At 43.5% G+C, this 21,429-nt stretch carries 14 protein-coding genes and 1 pseudogene; 10 read left to right on the top strand and 5 right to left on the bottom strand.

Annotated elements, in window-relative coordinates:
• Window positions 1-63: 63 nt before the first annotated feature.
• Together K5Q73_RS11740 and K5Q73_RS11735 are read left to right on the top strand one after the other, a co-directional pair.
• Entirely contained in the window at window positions 64-759 is a 696-nt protein-coding gene (locus K5Q73_RS11740; RefSeq protein WP_220765389.1) for a 4Fe-4S dicluster domain-containing protein, read from the top strand.
• 9 nt (window positions 760-768) lie between these two features.
• Window positions 769-3,819 carry a molybdopterin-dependent oxidoreductase gene (locus tag K5Q73_RS11735; RefSeq protein ID WP_220765390.1) on the top strand — a complete coding sequence of 1,017 codons (3,051 nt, stop codon included), beginning with the start codon at window positions 769-771 and terminating at the stop codon, window positions 3,817-3,819.
• A gap of 145 nt (window positions 3,820-3,964) precedes the next feature.
• Here K5Q73_RS11735 and K5Q73_RS11730 read toward each other — a convergent pair whose 3' ends face one another.
• Together K5Q73_RS11730 and K5Q73_RS11725 are read right to left on the bottom strand one after the other, a co-directional pair.
• Window positions 3,965-5,518 (bottom strand): PAS domain-containing methyl-accepting chemotaxis protein, encoded by a 1,554-nt coding sequence (locus K5Q73_RS11730; RefSeq protein WP_220765391.1) that lies wholly within the window; start codon window positions 5,516-5,518, stop codon window positions 3,965-3,967.
• 295 nt (window positions 5,519-5,813) lie between these two features.
• On the bottom strand, window positions 5,814-7,013 hold the full coding sequence (locus tag K5Q73_RS11725) for a DUF5666 domain-containing protein (protein ID WP_220765392.1): 1,200 nt from the start codon (window positions 7,011-7,013) through the stop codon (window positions 5,814-5,816).
• A 93-nt stretch (window positions 7,014-7,106) separates the two neighbouring features.
• Here K5Q73_RS11725 and K5Q73_RS11720 point away from each other — a divergent pair, with 93 nt between their 5' ends.
• Window positions 7,107-7,775: a response regulator transcription factor gene (locus tag K5Q73_RS11720; protein ID WP_220765393.1), complete on the top strand. Its 669-nt coding sequence runs from the start codon at window positions 7,107-7,109 to the stop codon at window positions 7,773-7,775.
• The gene (locus K5Q73_RS11715; protein WP_220765394.1) at window positions 7,747-9,003 is read left to right on the top strand and encodes a HAMP domain-containing sensor histidine kinase; all 1,257 of its coding nucleotides are present in this window, start codon (window positions 7,747-7,749) and stop codon (window positions 9,001-9,003) included. Before K5Q73_RS11720 ends, K5Q73_RS11715 begins: the two co-directional genes overlap by 29 nt.
• A gap of 481 nt (window positions 9,004-9,484) precedes the next feature.
• On the opposite strand, the gene K5Q73_RS11710 is transcribed toward K5Q73_RS11715, so the two are convergent.
• A complete protein-coding gene (locus tag K5Q73_RS11710; protein WP_220765395.1) occupies window positions 9,485-10,702 on the bottom strand; it encodes a HEPN domain-containing protein in 1,218 nt (405 codons plus the stop codon).
• A 62-nt stretch (window positions 10,703-10,764) separates the two neighbouring features.
• Complete coding sequence (locus tag K5Q73_RS11705; protein WP_220765396.1) at window positions 10,765-11,523, bottom strand: hypothetical protein; 759 nt, start codon at window positions 11,521-11,523, stop codon at window positions 10,765-10,767.
• Between the two features lie 842 nt (window positions 11,524-12,365).
• Between K5Q73_RS11705 and K5Q73_RS11700 the strand changes: the two genes are divergently transcribed.
• The 5 genes from K5Q73_RS11700 (at window position 12,366) to K5Q73_RS11680 (ending at window position 18,528) form a co-directional block, all read left to right on the top strand.
• On the top strand, window positions 12,366-13,886 hold the full coding sequence (locus K5Q73_RS11700) for a YifB family Mg chelatase-like AAA ATPase (protein ID WP_220765397.1): 1,521 nt from the start codon (window positions 12,366-12,368) through the stop codon (window positions 13,884-13,886).
• A gap of 331 nt (window positions 13,887-14,217) precedes the next feature.
• Entirely contained in the window at window positions 14,218-15,747 is a 1,530-nt protein-coding gene (locus tag K5Q73_RS11695) for an EAL domain-containing protein (RefSeq protein ID WP_220765398.1), read from the top strand.
• A 214-nt stretch (window positions 15,748-15,961) separates the two neighbouring features.
• Window positions 15,962-16,867: an acyltransferase gene (locus K5Q73_RS11690; RefSeq protein ID WP_220765399.1), complete on the top strand. Its 906-nt coding sequence runs from the start codon at window positions 15,962-15,964 to the stop codon at window positions 16,865-16,867.
• Window positions 16,868-16,874: 7 nt separating this feature from the next.
• A complete protein-coding gene (locus tag K5Q73_RS11685) occupies window positions 16,875-17,819 on the top strand; it encodes an acyltransferase (protein ID WP_220765400.1) in 945 nt (314 codons plus the stop codon).
• 310 nt (window positions 17,820-18,129) lie between these two features.
• Complete coding sequence (locus tag K5Q73_RS11680; protein ID WP_220765401.1) at window positions 18,130-18,528, top strand: hypothetical protein; 399 nt, start codon at window positions 18,130-18,132, stop codon at window positions 18,526-18,528.
• Between the two features lie 103 nt (window positions 18,529-18,631).
• On the opposite strand, the pseudogene K5Q73_RS11675 reads toward K5Q73_RS11680, so the two are convergent.
• Window positions 18,632-18,853, bottom strand: a pseudogene (locus K5Q73_RS11675) (branched-chain amino acid aminotransferase); the annotation flags it as partial.
• Between the two features lie 88 nt (window positions 18,854-18,941).
• Between K5Q73_RS11675 and K5Q73_RS11670 the strand changes: the two are divergent.
• Complete coding sequence (locus tag K5Q73_RS11670; protein ID WP_220765402.1) at window positions 18,942-21,389, top strand: bifunctional diguanylate cyclase/phosphodiesterase; 2,448 nt, start codon at window positions 18,942-18,944, stop codon at window positions 21,387-21,389.
• Window positions 21,390-21,429: the final 40 nt, after the last annotated feature.

Raw genomic sequence — 21,429 nt, 5'->3', positions numbered from 1 at the left:
CATCTGTATTCTAATTTGTGTTCATTTTTTATTTTTTAATTAACCTTTTCTCAAGGACAATCTATGTTAAATAGGCGTTCGTTGTTAAAAATGGCTGTCGGAACCACTGCATTAACACTTATACCGACAGCCAAGCTTCTAGCGCAAACACCAGGAAAGCGATTAGCTATGGTGTTTGATGTGCGCCGCTGCACAGGCTGTATCTCTTGTAGCGTATCTTGCTCAATTGAAAACCAAGTGCCAATGGGCCGTGGGCGTACTAAAGTCAGCCAATGCGCTATTGAACACAGCGAGGGGATATCGACGTTATCGGTTCCTCATCAATGCAATCATTGCAAAAACCCAACATGTGTAGAAGTGTGCCCTGCTAAGGCAACTTACAAACGCCCAGAAGATGGCATTGTTGTCATTGATTACGACAAATGCATACATTGCCAGCGCTGTGTTACCGCCTGTCCTTATGGTGCCCGCATTAAAGATCCTAAGCGAAAGGCGCCACCAGAAAAGTGTAATTTCTGTATTCATAGATTAGAGCAAGGCTTATTACCCGCTTGCGTAGAGACCTGTATTGGTGAAGCGCGAATATTTGGCGACCTTAATGACCCAAATAGCACTATTGCCAAGCTGGTTTCAGAGAACGACGTCTATGGCATGCTCCCAGCCAATGGCAACCTTCCCAATATTCTTTATATCGGTTTGCCGACGCCTAGTGACGACAAAAAGATACTGAAACTTTCTCCTTTAGATTGGCAAAGATAGGAAACCATAATGGATAGAAGAACCTTTATTAGCCGCGCCGGTATCGTTACCGCTGCGGCTGCAACAGGGACAGCCTGTAGTTCAAAACCTCAGGTCAAATCAGGCTTAACAACTGTTGAAAAAAGCCCTGCTCGTTTTGGTAATCCACTGCCAACTGAAGCCTTACTGGGTGAAGATGGGCGATTGCACAAAGCACAAGGCATTCGTACCATGTACACCAAGTGCTTTACCTGCAATAACATGTGTGGCCTAAGAGTACGCATTGATGAAGTCACCGACCAAGTGTTAAAGGTCGGCGGCAATCCATACTGTGAGCTTAATTCTGGCTCCCCCCTTGCGTTAGATACCCCTGTTCGTGAAAGCTATTACGCACTTGCCGGTGATAAAGGCTTGCAAAACCGCGCCACAACTTGCGGTAAAGGCGCCAGCGGTATTGGTTGTGTTGATGATCCTCGTCGTGTTACCCAGGTGCTAAAGCGCAGCGGTAAGCGCGGAGAAGGCAAATGGATTAGCATCAACTACGAGCAAGCGGTAAAAGAAATTATCTATGGTGGCGATCTATTTGGTGAAGGCAAAGTCGAAGGCCTAAAATCAATCCGCCAACTCGATCAATTAGTGGTCGCTGATCAGCCAGAATTTGGCAGTAAAGCTAACCAACTACTCGCAACCTTCAACGAAGAAGATACCCTGCGCGGTAGTTTATATGCGCGCTTTATGCGCCAAGCTTACGGCACGGCCAACCTAGTCACTAAACACGCTTATTGCGGCGCGCCGATTGGTATTGGTTTTGGTATAGGACTTAACCCTGATATTGGCCCAGCAATGAACGACGTTGACTGGGATCACGTCGAATACGCACTCTTTATTGGTACCGCACCAGGGTCAGCAGGCGCAAGCCTTAACCGCCTAGGCCGCGGCTTAGCCGACGCACGTGTCGATAGAGAGATGAAGTATGTCTGTGTTGACCCTCTACTTCGTACAAGCGTTGCTAATAACACTCAAGGCCAATGGCTAGCCATTCGTCCTGGTGAAGATAGCGCCTTTATTTTTGCGTTATTGCAAATCATGCTCAAGCAAGGCTGGTATAACCAAGACTTCCTATCCATCCCTAATGAAGCGCAAGCTGCAGCAAAAGGTGAGCCTAACCGCAGCAATGCCAGCCACCTAGTGATCATGGATGATCAACATCCAAGATATCGCCAATTTGCCCATGCCAGTGAATTCAATTTAGGTGGCGAAGAGCCGCTGGTTGCTGAAAATGATCAACTGATTGCAGCAAGTCAAGCCAAGCGCGCAGAGCTATTAATCGATCAAGACTTTATTGATCAATCGGGTAACAAGGTTCGTCTAGTGTCATCTTTGGCATTGCTAAAGATTGAAGCAGACCGAACTCCAATGGCTGATTATGTAGCAGCTTGTGGTATTGCCGAGTCAGATATTCGTCAAGTTGCTAAGGACCTTAGTCACCACGGTCGCCGCTCTTGCGTCGCAACCAATACTGGCGCCAACAGTGCCGATAGCATCATGGTGGGCTGGTTAGTCTCCACCCTAAACACATTGATTGGCAACCACGACACTAAAGGTGGTGCGATTTATGGTAATGGTGCCTTCTGGGGCTTTGAAGGCAATTACAATCTTGGTGGATTTGAGGGTGAGATCGATACCAGTGCGGTAATGAATATTTGCCGTGCCGGTGCCTATGAAGACTCAACTGAATATAAACAGAAAGTGGCACAAGGCATTTCGCCTTACCCAGCCAGTGATATCTGGCATAACTTAGTACCTGGTTATGCCGCAGGCAATGCTGCAGAAGCGCTGACTGCACATACCAATAAAAACCCATATTCGGCCAAAGCATTGATTAACTGGCGTAGTAATGCCATTTACAGTGCATCATCAATTAGCCACCAAGTCGAAGCCGCGCTTGCTGACACTAACAAACTGCCATTGTTTGTGGGCATTGACTGCTACATCAACGAAACTAACCGCTATGCAGATTATATTATCCCTGACAGGGTAATGTATGAAGAATACGCCGCCGATCGCATGTGGGGGGCATTTAATCTTGGTGTAGTCGCAGGCGCACCATTAGTGACACCACGCACGCCAAAAACAGCTAACGGCTACCACATTTGTATGGAGCAATTCTTAATTGATGTTGCCTTAGAAATGAAGCTACCAGGCTTTGGTAAGAATGCCATTTCAGCTAGCGATGGACGTCAAGTCGACCTGCTGACCTTTGAAGACTGGCACGCTCGTTATATGGCCAACATTGCCGTTCAGTGCAGCGCTCTGCCACTGGTCACTGACGAAGACCGTGAATGGGCCTCACTGGATTACTCAATGAAACCGCTGCGTCCACGTTTAACCAATGAAGAAGCTGGAAAAGTCGAAGCCTTGCTTTCTCGCGGTGGCTATTATGAAACTGCAGAAAAGTATAACGGTGAGTTTACCCATAACGCTGGCGGTAAGTTTCTACAAATATATAACCAGCAGATGTCGCAGCTGCGCCACAGTTACTCAGGTAAAAATTACCCTGGCGTGCCCGCTTACGATGTAAAGCGTTTCTGGAATGGAGATAGTTGGGAGCAGCATTGGCCCGCCGCTCAATATCCTTTGCTATTCTCTAGCTATAAACCAACGTTGCGTTCTAACTATTCAGCCGCGTTCGATCGCTGCGCCGAAGTCACACCTCAAAACTATGTTTATATGCATAGCGATACCGCGCTTAAGCATGGGCTTACACACGGTGATACGGTGCGATTAGAAACCGGCAATGGCAAAGCCACTGATGGGGTATTATTTGCAGATATTGGGGTTAGTAAAGATGCCGTCTGTATCTCCCATACGTTCGGGCATAAGCTTGCCTATGGCGCCGATGACCGAACCATCGACGGCGTAAAACACCCAGGCTTAAGCCATCGCGGCGGCGGAACGGCAATTAACCAAATGATCCCAGCCGACCCAACCCGCAAAGGCAAGGCTAGTATGCTAAATGATTACTATGCCGGTACCAATTGCCGCAGTGGTATTCCGGTGCGCATACAGAAGATCTCTTAAAGTAACATCACCTAAGTTATTGTTTCTAAAATAACTGACATCATCATAAGTAAAAGGGCCTAGCGTTAAGCTAGGCCCTTTCTGTAATGACTTTCCCACCAGAGATAAAGCCAATCACTTTTATCCATTCACGAATGCTAATCCGCTACATATTGAAATTCCTGATGGTATTAGATAGATCATCAGTACTGCTCTCAACCTCTTGGTTGAGCGTATTGGTCACGGTGATCAAATCATAAGACTCAGACACCTTGCAGTTGACCATCTGCACATTGGTGTTGACCTCATTACATACATAAACCTGCTCTTCGATAGCTACCGCTATCTGCTGATTGCGTTCCACTATGCCCTCAATCAACTCCTCAAGTTCATTAATTTTGCTCAGCGAGGTATTGATGATATTGACCGTCTTGCTGGATTTGTCATTACCCACTTCAAGCGATTTTACCGCTACTTGGCTATTGGTCTGGATCTGCTCAATCGCCGTCTGGATCTCGGTCGTCGCTACTTGAGTGCGCTGAGCTAAGGTTCGCACCTCATCGGAAACCACCGCAAAACCACGACCAGAATCTCCGGCCCTCGCCGCTTCAATCGCAGCATTTAGCGCTAGTAGGTTGGTCTGTTCTGCAATGCCATTAATCACATCGATCACCGAACTAATTTGCTGGGTCTGCTTATCGAGAGACACCACGGTACTCGAGATTGAGGCTAACTCATCGACCAATTCCAGCATCGACTTATTAACCTGATTAATGCACTCCAAGTTCTCCGACATAGTACTTTGTGTCTGCATTGTAGCTTCAGCTGTGCCCTGCGCATTTTGAGAGATCTCAGTTGATGCCGCCTGCATCTCATTCACTGCCGTAGCCACCATTTCAATCTCTGTTTTCTGAGTATTGAGATGCTCGGTGACTTTATGATTGTTCTGGGTGGCTAGCTTGGCATTATCTAAGGTCTTGTCGCAGGCCTCCATCACAGAGATATTTACGCGGCCAATCAAGGCTTTTACGTGTTGTTTACGCATCTTCATAGCCAGCTCAATTTCTGAAAAGTCGTTGACCTTCCCCGTATAGATAAGCTCCATCAACGGGTTATTAAAATCTTTACGAGCCTCTTTTGCGAGTCGCTCCAAGGGACGAGTTAACAGATAGCTAATTAGAGTCGCCATAGCGAAAAAAGAGGCCAATGTAAGTGCGGTATTTTGGCTAAACATGGCGATGGCATAGGAGATAAGCGCCGCGATGCCATAACAAAATGCGCTACGCTGCCACAGCCGAGTTCTCAGACCCACACTCAGTTGCCAAGGTTTCTTGTCATTTGATAATTGTTTATAAACGGCTTCGGCTCGTTTGACATGAATTCGTTCTGGTTTAAAGCGAACCGATTGTAACTCGACGATTTCACCATTACTTTTTATCGGCGAGGCAAATGCATCAACCCAATAATACCCTCCTCCCTTACGGCTGTTTTTAACCATTCCCATCCAATGGTTACCACTTTGTAAGTGACCCCATAGGTCTTTAAAGGCGGCTTTAGGCATATCAGGGTGCCTAACAACATTATGAGGTAAGCCATTTAATTCACCAGGCTGAAAACCAGCTACTTCGGTAAAATGAGGACTGGCGTATTTGATATGGCTAGAAGGAGAAGTGATAGAGATTAAATTGTAATTGGCGGGATACTGGTACTCTTCATCCATAATATAATCCTTTATGTAATGGGGTAAAAAAACATACGCTTCAGTGTAGTACCAAAATTAGTTTTTCATCAGAATAATAATAAGAATTTATTTCATAGACTTACGATAACGCTGCCTTAAACTCGCCAACACGACTCAGCAGATTAACATCCGAGCCTCTGCTCTTTATGCTATACCCAAGCGCACAACAAGATATAAGAGTCAGATTTAATTAATAAATATTAAAGTGCAGATGCAAAAATGCCTTTCATAAGAAAGGCATTTTGGAGTGATTAATCGAAATATAGATTTACAATTAGTCGTCGTATCTTTCGATTTCGCGAGCGATGTTTTGCTTATTAAGCACCACGCCTTCAACTTCGATAAGTTGCTGATTAATCGTGTCTAATTTAATACCATCTTCAAGCACGGTTTTAGCGTCAACGAAGACTGTCATACCGTTAATCACAAAGCTCTGAGTCGTTGTATCAAACACTGAAGCCTGACCTTCTTGCTCAAACTCTTTCCAGCTGCCAACATTGTCGTTGTCATCACCTGTTGAATTGTCATCATCGAACTCAACTTCGGTAGCAACTTGAGTCGTACCATTCTTAACAGAAGTCACTTCCACTAAAGCGCCCTGCTTTAAGTCAGCTTTCACGCCGTCTTCAAACTTAGTTTGCGTATTAACAACAAAACGACCCTGGTAGTTAAGTTCAAACGCAGTTTGCTGTGCATCAACCCAAGTCACGATACCTTCAACTTCGGTGTCGTTAGCAAGATCGCTATAATCTTCAACTTCAACAGTATCAGCATTAAACACGCCATTAACTAGCGTACCTTCTACTTCAACCCACTGGCCATTAGCAAGCACGCCTTCAATGTTATGAGCAGCAGTGCCTGAGTAATCAACAGTTAGAGCAGCGCCCAGTTTAAAGCTTTTTGCACTTTCATCTAAGCTAGATAAACGGCCTTCAACTTCGTAACTATTAGCAAGTCCAGGGTACTGGCTTTCAATATCAAACTTAATCACAGATAAGACTTTATAGCCTGCATCCGCTGTTGGTAATGAAGACACCATTACCCAATCACCTAATTCGATTTCGTTAGATAACTTATAAGATAACTTCATACCGTTAACATCAAAAGTACCGGCAACTGCATCGATTGCAGTGACTTTACCTGTGATAGTCGGTTCAAGTTGAACTTGAACTGCTGCTTTTTGAGCGCCGCCGATTTGCACCATCATGTTAGGCTGCAGATCGTTAATATTTAGTTTTACATCGCCGTACATTACGCCAGCAACGTCATAGCTGTAGCCGTTCACAACCACTTTATTCTGTACAGAATCGACTTTATCAATAGTGCCTTTAACTGCAGTTGGAGCTGTTGGTACAGTAGGAATGCCGCCGCCATTGCCGTTATCGCCATTACCATTGTCAGAAGAACTATCGCTTCCACCGCCACAAGCAGCTAAAATCAGAGCAAGTGTTGAAACTAAAGCTATTTTTTTCATCTAAATACCCTTATTTAGTAAGATGATTATCAAATTTAGCTGTATGTTAAAACTTGGCCCGTGAAGCGATCGTGAAGAAAGATAAAATAATTTATGAAAGTGCTAATTGTTGATGACAGCCATAACCTCAGCGAAACAATCGCCGATTATTTGGAACTCGAAGGCATGGTCATCGACTGCGCCTATCACGGCGAAGCGGCGATTAATTTAGTAGCCGAAAATAGTTACGATGTGATTATTATGGATATCATGATGCCTAAACTAGACGGCATTACCGCGGTACGAAAACTACGTGAAGAGCTGTATTGCAACACACCGATTTTATTCTTAACCGCCAAAGACAGCCTCGATGACAAGGTTGCCGCTTTCAAGGCCGGTGGAGATGACTATTTACTCAAACCTTTTGCCATGGAAGAGCTGACTCTCCGTTTACATGCACTGAGTAATCGTGGCCCAAGGCAAGATATCGGCACCTTGTCGTTCGCCGACATAAATATTAATACCCAGACCGATGTAGTGACACGGGCAGAACAACCGATAAAGCTCAGCCGTATTCAGCTAAAAATATTAAAGGTACTGATAAAGCGCGCGCCGAGTGTGGTCAGTCGTCAAGATGTAAGTGACGCAGTCTGGGGCGATGAATCCCCTCCAAGTGACGCCTTACGTAGTCACATCTACGGCCTAAGAACCGCCCTTAATAAAGGCTTTGAATATTCACGATTAGAGACAATTCATGGACAAGGTTACCGCCTCAAAGCATAAGCATTTCCCGAGTATCTACCGCAAGCTCCGTTGGAGCTTCGGTTTGATGACGTTTGCCATGTTCAGCTTATTTTGGTCGCTTATTTATATTGCTGAAAACCAAATTGAAAAGATCAGCCTGAATCACTGGTTAGACACTGAAGTATATCGCTATAAGCAGGACTACAAGATTTATGGCGATAAAACAGTTCTGCCCAATACCAATGAGTTCACCACCTATTGGAGTGAGCAAAACATTCCGCAGTGGCTTAAAGCCTATACCTCACCCGGTCTATATGAAAAGTTAATCGGAGAAGAAGACAAGCACTTTATTGTGACCCTCCATCCGTCGAATAGAGGGTTAATGTATGTTGTGTTTCAAGATGATGCCGATGACTACCTTGATGAGTACGAGGAGCACTTACACGATTACATTCTCATTCTAGGGCTACTTATCGGCCTATTAATGACGCTATATAGTTTGTACTTCATCCGGACCCTATCCAAGCCGCTGACGATTATTGAACACAAGATCACCCAGATGGCGCCAGATGACCCCGACTTTAGCGTTGATACCCGTTTTGTCGAAACCCGTAATATCGAGCAAACACTGTTAGATAGCCGCAACGATATCAATGGCTTCTTTCAACGTGAAAAGGAGTTCAGTCACTTTGCCTCCCACGAGCTAAGAACCCCTATCACTGTGATAAAGGGTTCTGCCGAGTTGTTGGCAAAAATCCCTAACCAGCATCCACTGGCAGTCAACGCGGTTAAGCGTTTGCAGCGGGCCAGTGACGAGATGCAGGTACTCACCGATACCTTTCTGCTTTTGGGTAAAGAATCGATTAGCCAACGTTACTATGCCGACGTCAGCTTGGAGGCTGCACTAAGCAAGCAGCTCATCGAGATGAAAGAGTTATTCGCCAGACAAAATAGCAGTTACAACTTAACGATAGATGACGCCGCAATCGTACATGCGCCCCACAGTTTTATAGCCATCGTACTTAACAACATTATCAAGAATGCTTTCAGTTATAGCATAGGTGATATCGAAATCGTGCTTAATCAGCACACCTTAACCATCACCAATCGCCACGAAGGCAATGAAACCTACAATGCTGGCTATGGGGTTGGACTGGTCATCGTCGAGCGCATCTGTGAACGCATGGGGTGGAGTTATCTGCCTCAAGATAACGGGGTTGAGTTTTGCACAACTTTGGTGTTTTCTGCCAAAGGGGAGCCCCTTTAGCGATTCCCTGTTTGGTGGTTGGTTTGGCTCTGTGGTTGGATTTGGCTATGTGGTTGAAACTGTTGCACAGTTTAAAGCTAAAGCTTCGAACCTTTGGCTTATCTATGCTTAGGCTGCATTTGATGCAACATCCAGCAGTTATGGTTCCAATGGCCTGCAGCCAGCGTTTGAGGGTTCCTTTGCGTGAAACTAACGCAGGCTTTAAATCTAAAACATCCGAACCTTTAAGTTTTTCGGCACTTGAACCCCTAAACTAACTTCCAACTCCAGTGGTTCCAATGGCCTGCGGCCAGCGCATGTGCAGACACTTCTGAAGCCCGCTGCGAGCACATCCCTGTGAGCTCTACGATTGCATCCATGCCATCGAAGGCTTCAGCCCTATCTGCACTAGGTTAGAAAAGCGGAATAGTTTGGTTCTGGAGTCATGCCTGAAGAGCTAGGGTTATTAATTTACTCTGACCAAATTATTTGTGATTTATGTTTATTTCAGAGGTAAATGTGAATCAAACCCAGTAGTACAAGCATTGAGCATCAAGTTATAAAGAGTTATAGCCACAAACATTGTTGCTTTTGGCATGTAAGTTTTCAAGACTTCTGCATCGCTCTTATTAAGGCTCCCATGAGCCACCTTGGAACGCAGGCTATAAATAGTACTAAACTCTTTCATAGGATTTATACTTTTACCGTATAAACCTGCTTGTTGAAATGCATTTGCATTCAAGAATGCTTTTAAGCCCTCCGAGACTTTTTTAGAGCTACACGTCTTACAAATATCTGCTGGGTAGAGCTGATTGGAGATAGCTTCAAGAGACGTGCATAGGTTTACGATAGCTTCACAATCATCATGACTTTCAATAGCTCGATTAAACCTGCTGAGTGCAAATTGCACATTGTTAGCCAATGTATTATCTAAAAACTCTTGGGTTGTAAGGGAGTTAACGACGGTAACTAAATTTGCTGACTTCAAATTTTCAAATAAATAATGATATTCAGGAGCTACGCAACCAAAAGCTTCAATATTTTCCAGAATTCCATTTTTTGATATATAACTCCTATCTTTCCAACCATAGGATGTTTCATGTTGATAAAAGAACAACACATGACGTATGTCTGTGTATCCAGAAACTACAGCAAACACTCGGACAATCCCCTGTAAGACCTCTATAATTCCCTTAGACCAGCTTAAAAACTTGCTCTTGCTGAAAGAGTGATAATTTCTAATCTTAACTAAAGAGTTCTCTATCGCTCCTTCAGGTCGAAAGTCAATGTACTCAGAATTGTCTGTCGGATCGATTATTTCAATGACGGACAGTTCGCCTTTAGGTATCAATCCAAACCTAGAATACGCGGGATAGAGAATAAAATCGGGCTTGTCATCTTTCAGCTTGCTCAATGCTGAATTAACACGCTTGTGAAGCTTACCAACGATCTTAGCAGGGGCTTTATCACTATTAGCTAGAAAAGACTCCTTTTTACTTAGCTCGTTTTCTAAACACTCTGTTATCTCATCAGGTCTTAGTATTCCAAGTTCACACTTGAATACCGTAGATGCATCGGTTAACGCCTTATTGTACTCCTTTAATAATTCACAACCTTCTGAATCTAATTGTCCTAGTAATAAGTTAAAGCTCCTTTCCTGAATAATCTCATAGTCAACTTTACTTAGGTAAATTAACGCATCCTGTTGAGTTTGATTCATATTTCCCGCTCTTGTTTCTTCGACAGAAAAACTGTAGTCGTAACAATGCCCCCGAACTGAAGTTATATAGATTTATCTTCATAATCATCCGAGCGATAGTATTTAGCAACTTTATTCAAATAAATAGAACCGTTAAATGAATACTCTTTAGTGAGATCATCTACTGTGTAGGGTTTGGAGGCATTTTTCTTAACACCTTTCTTCTCAATTCTCTCCACAAGCTCTAATCTAATTAATAACATTTCAATGTCATCAATATCAATAATGGAAATACCTGTTGATTCCGATATTGTACTGTTTGAAACTGCCGAGGTTTCCTTTGAATTTGTTCTTATCGAAAGAAGATATAAGTACAATTTCAACGCATCTCTTTCTATCCTTTTTCTATTGGTAATATTGTGAAATGAAGTTATATGATCCTCTAATGACAATATAGGCTTACATGGGAGTTTGAACCACCCCCAGTGTAAAGCATCAACTACATAGATTACTTTACGAGTCCCTCCAGCTCTTTTCAAATCTGCAGCAACGACCAGCTTCTTTAAGCCCCTTGATATTAAAGTTCGGCTTAAATTACAGGCCTCAGAAATCTCTTCATATGTAACATTAATTTCTAAACACTCTATTACTGACTTTATTCCATATAAAGCATGAGACGTTGGTACAGCAGTCTTCTTCCTTTCAGCTTTCATACACATGAAAATAAATATCTTCAGGGCAGCGATATCAGTTGAAACCTCTTTTCCTCCACTAAAAAAATACTTTAACCCCTTTCCTCTGATCCACATCGATGGGGCCATAACCCAAGGCAAATGAGCCATATAACACCTCTTACAAAAAATACCCTAGGAGAGTCTGAAGGTCGAAAAAAAACAACCCCACTAATATTAGTATTATAAAAACAACATCTTTGAGACACTTAATAACTACTGCCACGTCCTTTGTAAACGAAACAAACTTAGACCAACTATCCACATACTTACCTCGAAAAGTTTTGATAACTGGATTGTGCGCACGCTTAATTAAGATGTCTATGGTCCAAGATATAATCTTTCTAGAAAGAAGCAGCCAAACACCCACCTATAAAATCAATAGCTTGCGCACTGAAAACAACACTCATTAGTACACGGAATTACTATTTTAGTCTATATAAAGTCTAGTTTTTAATGCATTTTTAAATCTGGTGGCATGGTGTCAGAGTTAAATAAACTCTGCCGTAGTTTTTGCTCTGCTAAACATAACCTCACAGTTACCAGGTTCTCCCAACCATACAGAGAACACCATTTCCCCATCGGAGTTGCCGAAGTGCGTTGGAAACTCTTTGTAAACCAGAATTGCGTGATGCCGACAGGGATGTCGGCGTAGCTTTCGCGGGGCAGGATGCCCTATCGGAAGCGTTAGCAATTTATCCATAAGCATGAGGATCAACAACTTCGTCGGGGCGGCTGGGACTCTTTATGAATGAAATAGCCAAGAGGGGGGAGCTGTAGCCCCCCTCTTGCCCGTGTGTGAGCTGGAAGCTCACGACTTTGGTCAGGCGTAGCCTGATTACATTTATCAAACGAAGTTTGATTGCTAACAACAAGTCACCGTTTGCTACGTTAAGCAAACCAGCAAACTTTAGCTAAACTAAAAACAATAAATAAAACAAAAGGATTTGTTTATGCCCATCGCCTGTGTTGCCACCCGTGCTAGCCACGGTGTCCAAGCCCCTGCCGTGCAAGTTGAAGTCCACTTAAGCAATGGACTCCCCGCATTTAATTTAGTTGGATTGCCCGAAGCCTCTGTCAAAGAGGCGAAAGAGCGAGTGCGTAGCGCGCTGATTAACGCTGGGTTTGAGTTCCCAATGCGCCGCATAACAGTAAACCTTGCCCCGGCAGACCTTCCCAAACAAGGCGGACGTTATGACTTGCCTATCGCCATAGGGATCCTCGCCGCCTCGAAACAGATCCCGCTTAAGTCCATAGACCAACACGAATTTGTTGGCGAACTGGCGCTTTCTGGCCATGTGCGTTACTGCCAAGGCCTACTGCCAGTAATCGTCGAAGCCAGCAAGCAAAATAGCACCTTAGTATTGCCGATTGATAACCGTGACGATGCCGAACTCGTTGGCTTTGAGAAAGTCTGCTTCGCTACCCATCTGCAATCGCTAGCAGCATACCTCCATGGTCAGTCACAACTGCCGAGTATCGATACTAACCTCGAATGGCTAACCCAGAGCCCTGAGCCTAAAACATCGTGTTTAAGTGAGGTAATAGGCCAATATCAGGCTAAACAAGCGTTAGAGATTGCTGCTGCGGGCAACCATAACTTGCTGTTACTTGGGCCCCCCGGTACAGGCAAAACCATGCTAGCTAGCCGCATGATGCAGCTATTACCCAAGTTAAATTATGACGAAGCGCTGGAGGTTGCCGCCATTCACTCTGTTGCCGGGCGCAGTATCAAACCCACTAGCTTTTATCAGCGGCCTTTTAGGAGTCCGCACCACACCTGTTCGGCGGTGTCACTGGTGGGTGGTGGCGCTCAACCTAAACCCGGTGAAATATCATTAGCCCATAGAGGAGTGCTTTTTCTCGATGAGGTGGCTGAATTTCCGAGAAAAGTGCTCGATTGTCTGCGTGAACCGATGGAAACTGGCGAGGTGAGTATCTCCCGAGCAGCGGCCAAGCTGACCTTTGCCAGCCGCTTTCAGCTCATCGCAGCCATGAACCCAAGCCCTTGCGGCGATAGCGACAATGCCAGAGCCAGCAATGAACAGATCCAGCGTTACCTGAGTAAATTATCAGGGCCTTTTCTCGATCGTTTCGATCTGACCATAGATGTACCTAAGCTGCCTATTGGTGCACTCAATAGTCACAATAGTAATGCTGAAACCAGCGACACAGTAGCTAATCGAGTACATCAAGCCAGAGAATGTCAACTCGCCCGCTCTGGCGTACTCAATAGTGAACTTTCCGGCAAACAACTGAAACAAGATGCTAGGTTTAACGATGATGACTTGGTCTTTTTAGAGCAAAGCGTGCATCGACTCGGACTGTCGGTGCGTAGTTATCATCGGCTACAGCGGGTGGCTCGCACCATTGCCGATCTTCAACAACAAGATAACGTCAGTCGCGCCCACATCGCACAAGCACTCGGCTACCGCGCTATGGATCGCTTACTTTCATCCCTTTCGAGGCAATGACACTGTGTTATTCTGAATGGCTGTTATAACAAATGGCGGAATTAAGAGATCTGTTAACTCATTATCTTTGCTCAAGACACAGAAATAAGTTGTATCAAAGCTCAGATTGCAGTAAATTCCGCCAGCTTCGTTAACTCGATGGTATTGAAGTAGCAAACATTTATTTACTTTGATCATACTTAACAATCGCTTTCGCAGCATTCGCGTAATCAGAACAACCTTAATAACGCGAATTCAAAAATGTTAATGATCTGTTTTGCTAATATTTCCAGTCAACCACTGACCCACTAATATCATCTTTTATTTAATTTTTTCTTATAGTTAATTCATAATGGCCATGCCTAGTACATTCAAATATAACAGTCCAAATGCGATAAAATCCCTTACCGCAGGCCTTCTTTTTATCATTTTAATGATCACCTCGCTCGGACTCAGTCACTACTGGTTAACCCACCAGCTGACAAGCGTTGCCAAGCAGATAGATCAAAAATATCAACAAAGACATCTAACAGCTAAAGTGCAGATGAAAGAAGTGCAGACGATGCTGCAACAAGAGCAAGAAACTTATTGCTCAGACGAGACCATAGAATTACTCAAAAAAAAATTATTCGTACAAAATGCCCAACCTGTACCTTGGGTAAGATTTATTGGTGAAAATACTATCTGCTCAGCTATTGGCCGCTGGCCTGTTCCTGCAGGTGGAGAAATAATATACCGTGATATCGACGGTAACGCCTTAGTCCAAGCTGATGATGCGCGTACCTTTAACAAGCAGCAGACCATTTATGCCAGTGTGATAGATGGCACAGCAAAAGTGTTTGTACCTGTTCAATCGGCTGATGCTATCAATAAGATCCTTGCTGAATGCCAAATGTGTGGCGGCATAAAAGTTACCGTAAATGGTAAAAATTGGATGGCTCAGAATACTGATGGGAATCCATTTGCCAGCATCGGCTATCAGTCCAAAGACTCAGATTTTGCCTATACCTTAATAGCCAATGAAAGTGCCAGAAATCAACTGTGGTTAACGATCTTTTTATTGTTGCTCATTCCTACAGCTTTGTTGGCTGGCGTACTTTATCTGGTTAGCCCTCAACTCATTAAATTCTACTGGCACCGCCGCTTCTATTGTGCATTTAAGAATGAGAGCTTTTATTTAGCTTATCAACCTATTGTCGACACCGAAAATGAACAAACATTTGGTGTGGAAACCCTATTGAGGTGGCGTAAAAAAGATGACCAATACTGGGAGACGGGCAGCTATATAGGCATACTTGAACAAGACTCTGTGATGCCTGAACTGACCAAGTGGATGATAAAAACTGCACTAAGTGAATTGAAGTCTTTACTTCGAAGTAATCAAATAGCCAAGTGCAGTATCAATATTAGTGCCAAGCTGATTGAGCAGGGGCAGCTGCTACCTTATCTGCAGCTGCTGGCTAATAAGGGCTATCCTGTAGATCAATTATGTTTCGAGCTTACCGAGCGACAGCCTGTTGAATCTTGGCAACAAATACATGAGTTTGTCGCCGGCTGTAAACAACTTGGTTGCCGCATCAAGCTTGATGATGTCGGCATAGGCTATGGTGGTGGCATGCTTATCCAGCAATTAGAGTTTGATTGCTTTAAGATCAATAAGGCTTTCACTCGACTACTATCGGTTGAGAATAATCAGCCTTTCCTCATCCGCTCATATGTCGCTATAGCCAAAGAGATGGGTATTTCTCTTATTGCAGAAGGGGTTGAAACCAAAGAGCAGGCTGAGCTACTTAAAAACTTAGGCGTACACCTGCATCAGGGCTGGCTATATTCTAAAGCCTTACCGGCTTCGGAGCTAAGAACCTACCTTCTCAAGCATTAACTACTTTATTCTACCTAAGCCCTAGTTTTATGCTGGGGCTTATTATTTTTTAAAGCAATGCAGATTACGCCTCATAACAACTTGAACATTGCTAACAAACTTCCTCAAAAGCACTAATTTAGTCGTGAGTTAACGGGTAAAATTTAACATCTAGATTGAGACAAAAGCTGACAACGAGTACTATAGGTCTCCAATTTTTTTCTCGAGGTTCTGAATGGGTGCGATAGTGTCACGCATTAGGGGAAGTTTCGCCTTTTTCTGCTATTTTATTAATACCCTATTTTGGGTGACCCCCATATTAATAATGAGTATTTTCAAACTCATTCCTTTAGCCTCGACTCGCAAGGCCTGCACCTACTTTCTCGATTTTTGTGCCAGTGCCTGGATCAGCGTCAATGGCGCTATCGAAAATCTACTCCATCCCATAAAGTTAACCCTTGAAGGTGATAGCCAGCTATCGACTAAAGAGTGGTACATGGTTATCGCTAATCACCAATCTTGGGTAGACATCCTTATCTTGCAACGAGTGTTGAATCGTAAGATCCCTTTCTTAAAGTTCTTCTTAAAGCAGGAGCTGATTTTTGTTCCTGTACTTGGACTCGCCTGGTGGGCATTAGATTTCCCCTTTATGCGTCGCTATAGCACGGCTCAGCTAAAGAGAAACCCTAAGCTTAGAGGCAAAGATATTGAGATCACCCGTAAAGCTTGTGCCAAATTTAAAAGTAAGCCAGTAAGTGTGATGAACTTTGTGGAGGGCACTCGCTTCCATGCCAGTAAACACGGTAAACAAAACTCTCCTTTCAATCACCTACTCAAGCCTAAAGCGGGCGGAATGGCATTTGCGTTGTCGGCTATGGGTGAACATATCCATAAGCTCGTTAATGTCTCGATCTATTATCCCGGCAAGGTTCCAACTTACTGGGAGTTTATCAGTGGCCAAGTAGATGAAGTCAGAGTGCATATTGAGGTTTGCGATATCGATGACAAGCTGCGTGGCGATTACATTAAAGATCGCCAGTTTAAGATCCAATTCCAAGAGCAATTAAACCTGATTTGGCAGCAAAAAGATCAGGTACTCACCCAGTTGGCACAACCAAGAGAAACCCGAGAAGAGGCGTAATAGTCAGATGTTAAACTTTTTACCTGGACCAGTCTTATATTTCATAAGCACCCTGCTATTAATCATCAACACGGTTTTATGGGCGTCATTGATTAGCATAGGCGGCATCATCAAGCTGCTACTGCCTTTTACCGCTGCTCGTAACGGTTTAACCCATATCATGAACCGCTTCATGTGGGCTTGGGCAACCTGTAATGGTGGGATCCTTTTCCTATTAGCCGATATCGAATGGGATATAGAAGGCTTAGAAAACCTAGATAAGCATAGCTGGTACTTACTGATCAGTAATCACCTTAGTGGGTTCGATATTGCGGCGCAGACCTATGTATTGCGTAATCATATTCCAATGCTTAAGTTCTTCCTCAAAAAAGAGCTCATGTATGTGCCCTTCTTAGGTTTAGGCTGCTGGGCGCTAGATATGCCGTTTATGACCCGCACCAGTCCTGCCAAGCTAAAGAAAAACCCAAAGCTTAAAGGTAAGGACTTAAAGTCGACTCGCCGAGCCTGTAAAAAGTTTCGCAACATGCCTACCTCGATTATCAACTACGTCGAGGGTAGCCGCTTCACTGCAGAAAAGCACGCTCGCCAAGATTCTCCTTACCGTTATCTACTACGCCCTAAAGCAGGCGGCATCGCCTTTGCTCTATCGGCCATGGGTGAACAGTTTACTAACGTACTCGACGTCACAGTTCTTTACCCTGACGCATTTAAAAAAGATGCTTTGTACGAAGTGATGCATGGTCGCTTAAAGAAGATTGTAGTGCGGGTAAAAGTCCTCCCGGTACCCGAGGTCGATAATAAGCGCTATTTCTCAGAAGCCGCTTACCGAGTGGATTTTCAACGCTGGCTCAATGAGCTTTGGGGAAGGAAAGACGAAGAGATCCATCAGTTAATGCTCAAGCACAATCCATCTAGCGAGCATATTATCGACAAGCCAAGCCCCTCAAAATAAACCTAAGTTGCAGCTGAATAGGTAAGCTAAGCTCTCTATTCAGCTCTTCCTTCCGTTTAGACAGACTCTGCAGTCTTTCGTCAATTAAATCACGCCTAAATCAAACAGCTTATAAACCTAACTTTCCCCCTATACACCACAGCGTTATCTAATATAAAAAGTAATACCAAAGCCATCTTCACAAGATTACAAGCCTTACACTACAAAAGCCTGTTCATGCTCTAAGCATGTCAACTTGTTGACTAGACTTAGTCAGTGATAAAAGATAACCTGCCCTCAGACTTAACACGATTGCAACAAGGATGTTATTTTGTATCACACATTTAAGCGAGCTCGTATCTTATTCGTCACCCTGTTTTTGCTTAATGTCGCGGGTTGTGCAAATCAAGGGCTCTCCCACGCAACGCAATCACCGATAAAGCTCAACGCTAGCGAGATGGCTTACTTTTGGGTAACAAAAGATACCCTTATCAGCTGGCAACAAATATTCCCCCAATCAGCAACTAGCTCACATAAGAAAACCAGCTATGCGGTTTCGTTTATCATTGACACTTCAGGGGCTATGAAACAGGTCAATATGGTTAGCACGGTCGATGGAACTAAGATCCCCGCAGAAAAGCTAACAGATGTAAGCAATTATCAGTTTTACCCCACTGCGAAAAACTTTAGTCGCCAAGCAGTGATGGTTAACACCATTGTTGAATTTTAAAAAAATGCACTCTTAACGAGCAGCACCTTAAAAGACCCACTTTAAAATAATATCCATAAAAAAGGCTCCATAAGGAGCCTTTTACATTCAACCAAATGCGTTATTAAAGCTGCACTCGCTTCACGTGTTGCACCCAGCCAGCAGGTCCTTGAATAAGCCCCTTCTGGATATCAGTCAATACCTTATAGATGCGCTTAGTGTTCTCACCTACACCACCATCGCCAACCGTCACTACACGATTATCTTCGAAGATATAAGAACCCACTGGCGATACCACGGCCGCAGTGCCAAAACCGCCCGCTTCGATAATCTCACCCGATTCAACACATAAACATGTGCATATACACTTGTTTATACGTTAAAGTTAATGTATAAACTGTTTAAATTACCATCACAACCATAGCATTACGTTCATGCCTCAAGTGTTATCATTAACGTTATTTTGCATCATGTTATGCTGCATATTGTTCTCAGGTTCAGTTATTGCAGAGCAAAAGCCTCATTCAATATTGATTAACCAAGTTGAGTTAGGAGTAGAGCAAGTACTGCCATATTGCCCGGTATCGGTAAGTCAATTACCTGACTCTGAACTGTCTAAATATATTAGTCATAATCAGTTAGTTTATGCTCCACTCTTCTACGCCATAACCAATAATGAAGGGTTTCCACTACAACTAAAAAGCTACATTACTAGAGACATTAATCCTTATTTGTGGGCTTTTCGCATAATCTTAGCCATATTCCTTATCAGGCTAATGGTTAAACTTAAGAATAGGCACAAAAAGGAGAAGTCGATTCAATCTAGCATTCGCCTTTCAGAAGAACGCCTAAAGCTCGCCTTATGGGCGTCAGGTGATGGCATGTGGGATTGGAATATTATAGAAAATAGTGTCTTTAGAACCAATATCATCAACCCTAAGCTGTTTAGTGAGAATAACAAGACTTTGCTCTGCATCATGCACCCTGAAGATAAGCCTCGTGTGCAGAAGCAACTCGAGGCACATCTATCTGGTGAAAGTCGCTACTTCGAAGCTGAATACCGTATAAAACAGAAAGACAATACATGGATGTGGTTACTTGACCGAGGCAAGGTTGTCGAGTTTGATACCAAAGATCAACCCATTCGCATGTCAGGCACTCACCAAGATATTACTTCTCGAAAAATCGTTGAGAATGATCTCAAATTATCATCTCAAGTGCTTAACAGCATTAACGAGGCGGTTATCGTAGCGAATACTGACTATATTATAACCTCTGTGAATCCTGCATTTACCCGCATAACAGGCTTTAGCAAAGAAGAGATGATAGGCAAGCACTTCCTCCATCTCATTATCGGTACCAATTGCGAGAACGCCCAACAAAAGGTGGAGCAACAACTCGTTCAACATGATCACTGGGTTGGAGAAGTGAGCCTAAATAGCCGCAGCAAACAGTGTATTCTTGCTTGGTTAGAGGTTAATAAAGTCTTTGACCAACAACAAGAACATGGCCACTTTGTTGGCGTTTTTAGCGATATTACTTCCCGAAAACAATCAGAGGAGAAACTTAGGCTACTTGCTAATTTTGACCCTTTAACAGGTCTACCTAACCGCTCACTCTTTCACGATAATTTAGCTGAAGCGATTCGCAGAGCTGATATTGCGCATCAGTCGATGGCGATACTATTCATTGATCTCGACCATTTTAAGTTTATTAATGACTCAATGGGGCATCATATTGGTGATCAGCTGCTTAAACAAGTTTCAAGCAGGCTATTAAAAGCTGTCCGCAGTGATGATACGGTAGCGAGACTGGGGGGAGATGAGTTCACCATTATCCTCGAAAATTGTGGTCAAAAGCGCACATCATCAGAGGTTGTTGCGAATAACATTATTAATGCTTTTAAAGCACCATTTGTACTGGACCGAAAGCTATTTAATGTATCACCTTCTATCGGTGTAAGCCTTTACCCTGAAGACGCTCATAACAGTGATGACCTGCTCAAGTATGCAGATACTGCAATGTATTACGCCAAATCAATGGGAAGGGATAACTTTCAGTTTTATAGCCAATCATTGAATGAGACCCGTAGCCGACAGTTACAAATAGAGGCCAATTTAAAACAAGCTATCAAAAATAATGAAATGAGCATTGTTTATCAGCCTAAATTTAGCCTTACATCTAGAAAGATCATTGGCTTTGAAGCTCTACTTCGTTGGCGCTCTCAAGAGTTAGGAGAGATATCTCCAGACGAATTTATTCCAATCGCAGAAGACAGTGGCAGCATAGTGCCTATTGGGCAATGGGTACTAGAACAGGCATGCTTACAACTTGCCCAATGGCATCAGCAAGGGCTCACTCACCTCACCATGGCCGTCAATCTGTCAGCTAAACAGCTCAACAATGATATTTGCTCTGTTATTGAAATCGCCTTGGGTATTTCAAACCTACCTTCAAGATCGCTGGAGCTCGAAATTACCGAGTCAGCGATAATGAATCATCCAACTGACTCAACTAGAGCACTTAATCAAATGAAAAAGCTCGGCGTTATCCTTGCTATTGATGACTTTGGCACCGGGTACTCCAGCCTTAGTTACTTAAATCGCTTTCCTTTTGATACCCTAAAAATTGATCGAGAGTTTGTGAGCGATATCGATGACAACAGTAATGAAAACAAGATCATTATTGCGATTATCGGATTAGCTAAGATTTTGAACCTGAATGTTATTGCAGAAGGAGTTGAAAATGAGCAGCAAATGGCATTCTTGAAACAACATCATTGCGATCAAGTTCAAGGGTACCTATTAAGCCGCCCATTAAGTGTCGAAAGTTGTTCTCGTTTAATATTCGCTGATACGCCAACTATGGTGGGTAGTCTCTAATGGGCTCTGGGATATGGCTATCACCAACTAGCCTCAACTG

It is taken from the genome of Shewanella sp. MBTL60-112-B2 (genome assembly GCF_019655055.1).
Taxonomy (GTDB): domain Bacteria; phylum Pseudomonadota; class Gammaproteobacteria; order Enterobacterales; family Shewanellaceae; genus Shewanella.
The sequence above is the reverse complement of the archived record's forward strand: the minus strand, read 5'-3'. Positions and strand labels throughout refer to the sequence as shown.

Coding starts and splice junctions, on each gene's coding strand:
- K5Q73_RS11740 (WP_220765389.1), top strand. CDS start 64: ATGTTAAATAGGCGTTCGTTGTTAAAAATGGCTGTCGGAACCACTGCA.
- K5Q73_RS11735 (WP_220765390.1), top strand. CDS start 769: ATGGATAGAAGAACCTTTATTAGCCGCGCCGGTATCGTTACCGCTGCG.
- K5Q73_RS11730 (WP_220765391.1), bottom strand. CDS start 5,518: ATGGATGAAGAGTACCAGTATCCCGCCAATTACAATTTAATCTCTATC.
- K5Q73_RS11725 (WP_220765392.1), bottom strand. CDS start 7,013: ATGAAAAAAATAGCTTTAGTTTCAACACTTGCTCTGATTTTAGCTGCT.
- K5Q73_RS11720 (WP_220765393.1), top strand. CDS start 7,107: ATGAAAGTGCTAATTGTTGATGACAGCCATAACCTCAGCGAAACAATC.
- K5Q73_RS11715 (WP_220765394.1), top strand. CDS start 7,747: ATGGACAAGGTTACCGCCTCAAAGCATAAGCATTTCCCGAGTATCTAC.
- K5Q73_RS11710 (WP_220765395.1), bottom strand. CDS start 10,702: ATGAATCAAACTCAACAGGATGCGTTAATTTACCTAAGTAAAGTTGAC.
- K5Q73_RS11705 (WP_220765396.1), bottom strand. CDS start 11,523: ATGGCTCATTTGCCTTGGGTTATGGCCCCATCGATGTGGATCAGAGGA.
- K5Q73_RS11700 (WP_220765397.1), top strand. CDS start 12,366: ATGCCCATCGCCTGTGTTGCCACCCGTGCTAGCCACGGTGTCCAAGCC.
- K5Q73_RS11695 (WP_220765398.1), top strand. CDS start 14,218: ATGGCCATGCCTAGTACATTCAAATATAACAGTCCAAATGCGATAAAA.
- K5Q73_RS11690 (WP_220765399.1), top strand. CDS start 15,962: ATGGGTGCGATAGTGTCACGCATTAGGGGAAGTTTCGCCTTTTTCTGC.
- K5Q73_RS11685 (WP_220765400.1), top strand. CDS start 16,875: ATGTTAAACTTTTTACCTGGACCAGTCTTATATTTCATAAGCACCCTG.
- K5Q73_RS11670 (WP_220765402.1), top strand. CDS start 18,942: ATGCCTCAAGTGTTATCATTAACGTTATTTTGCATCATGTTATGCTGC.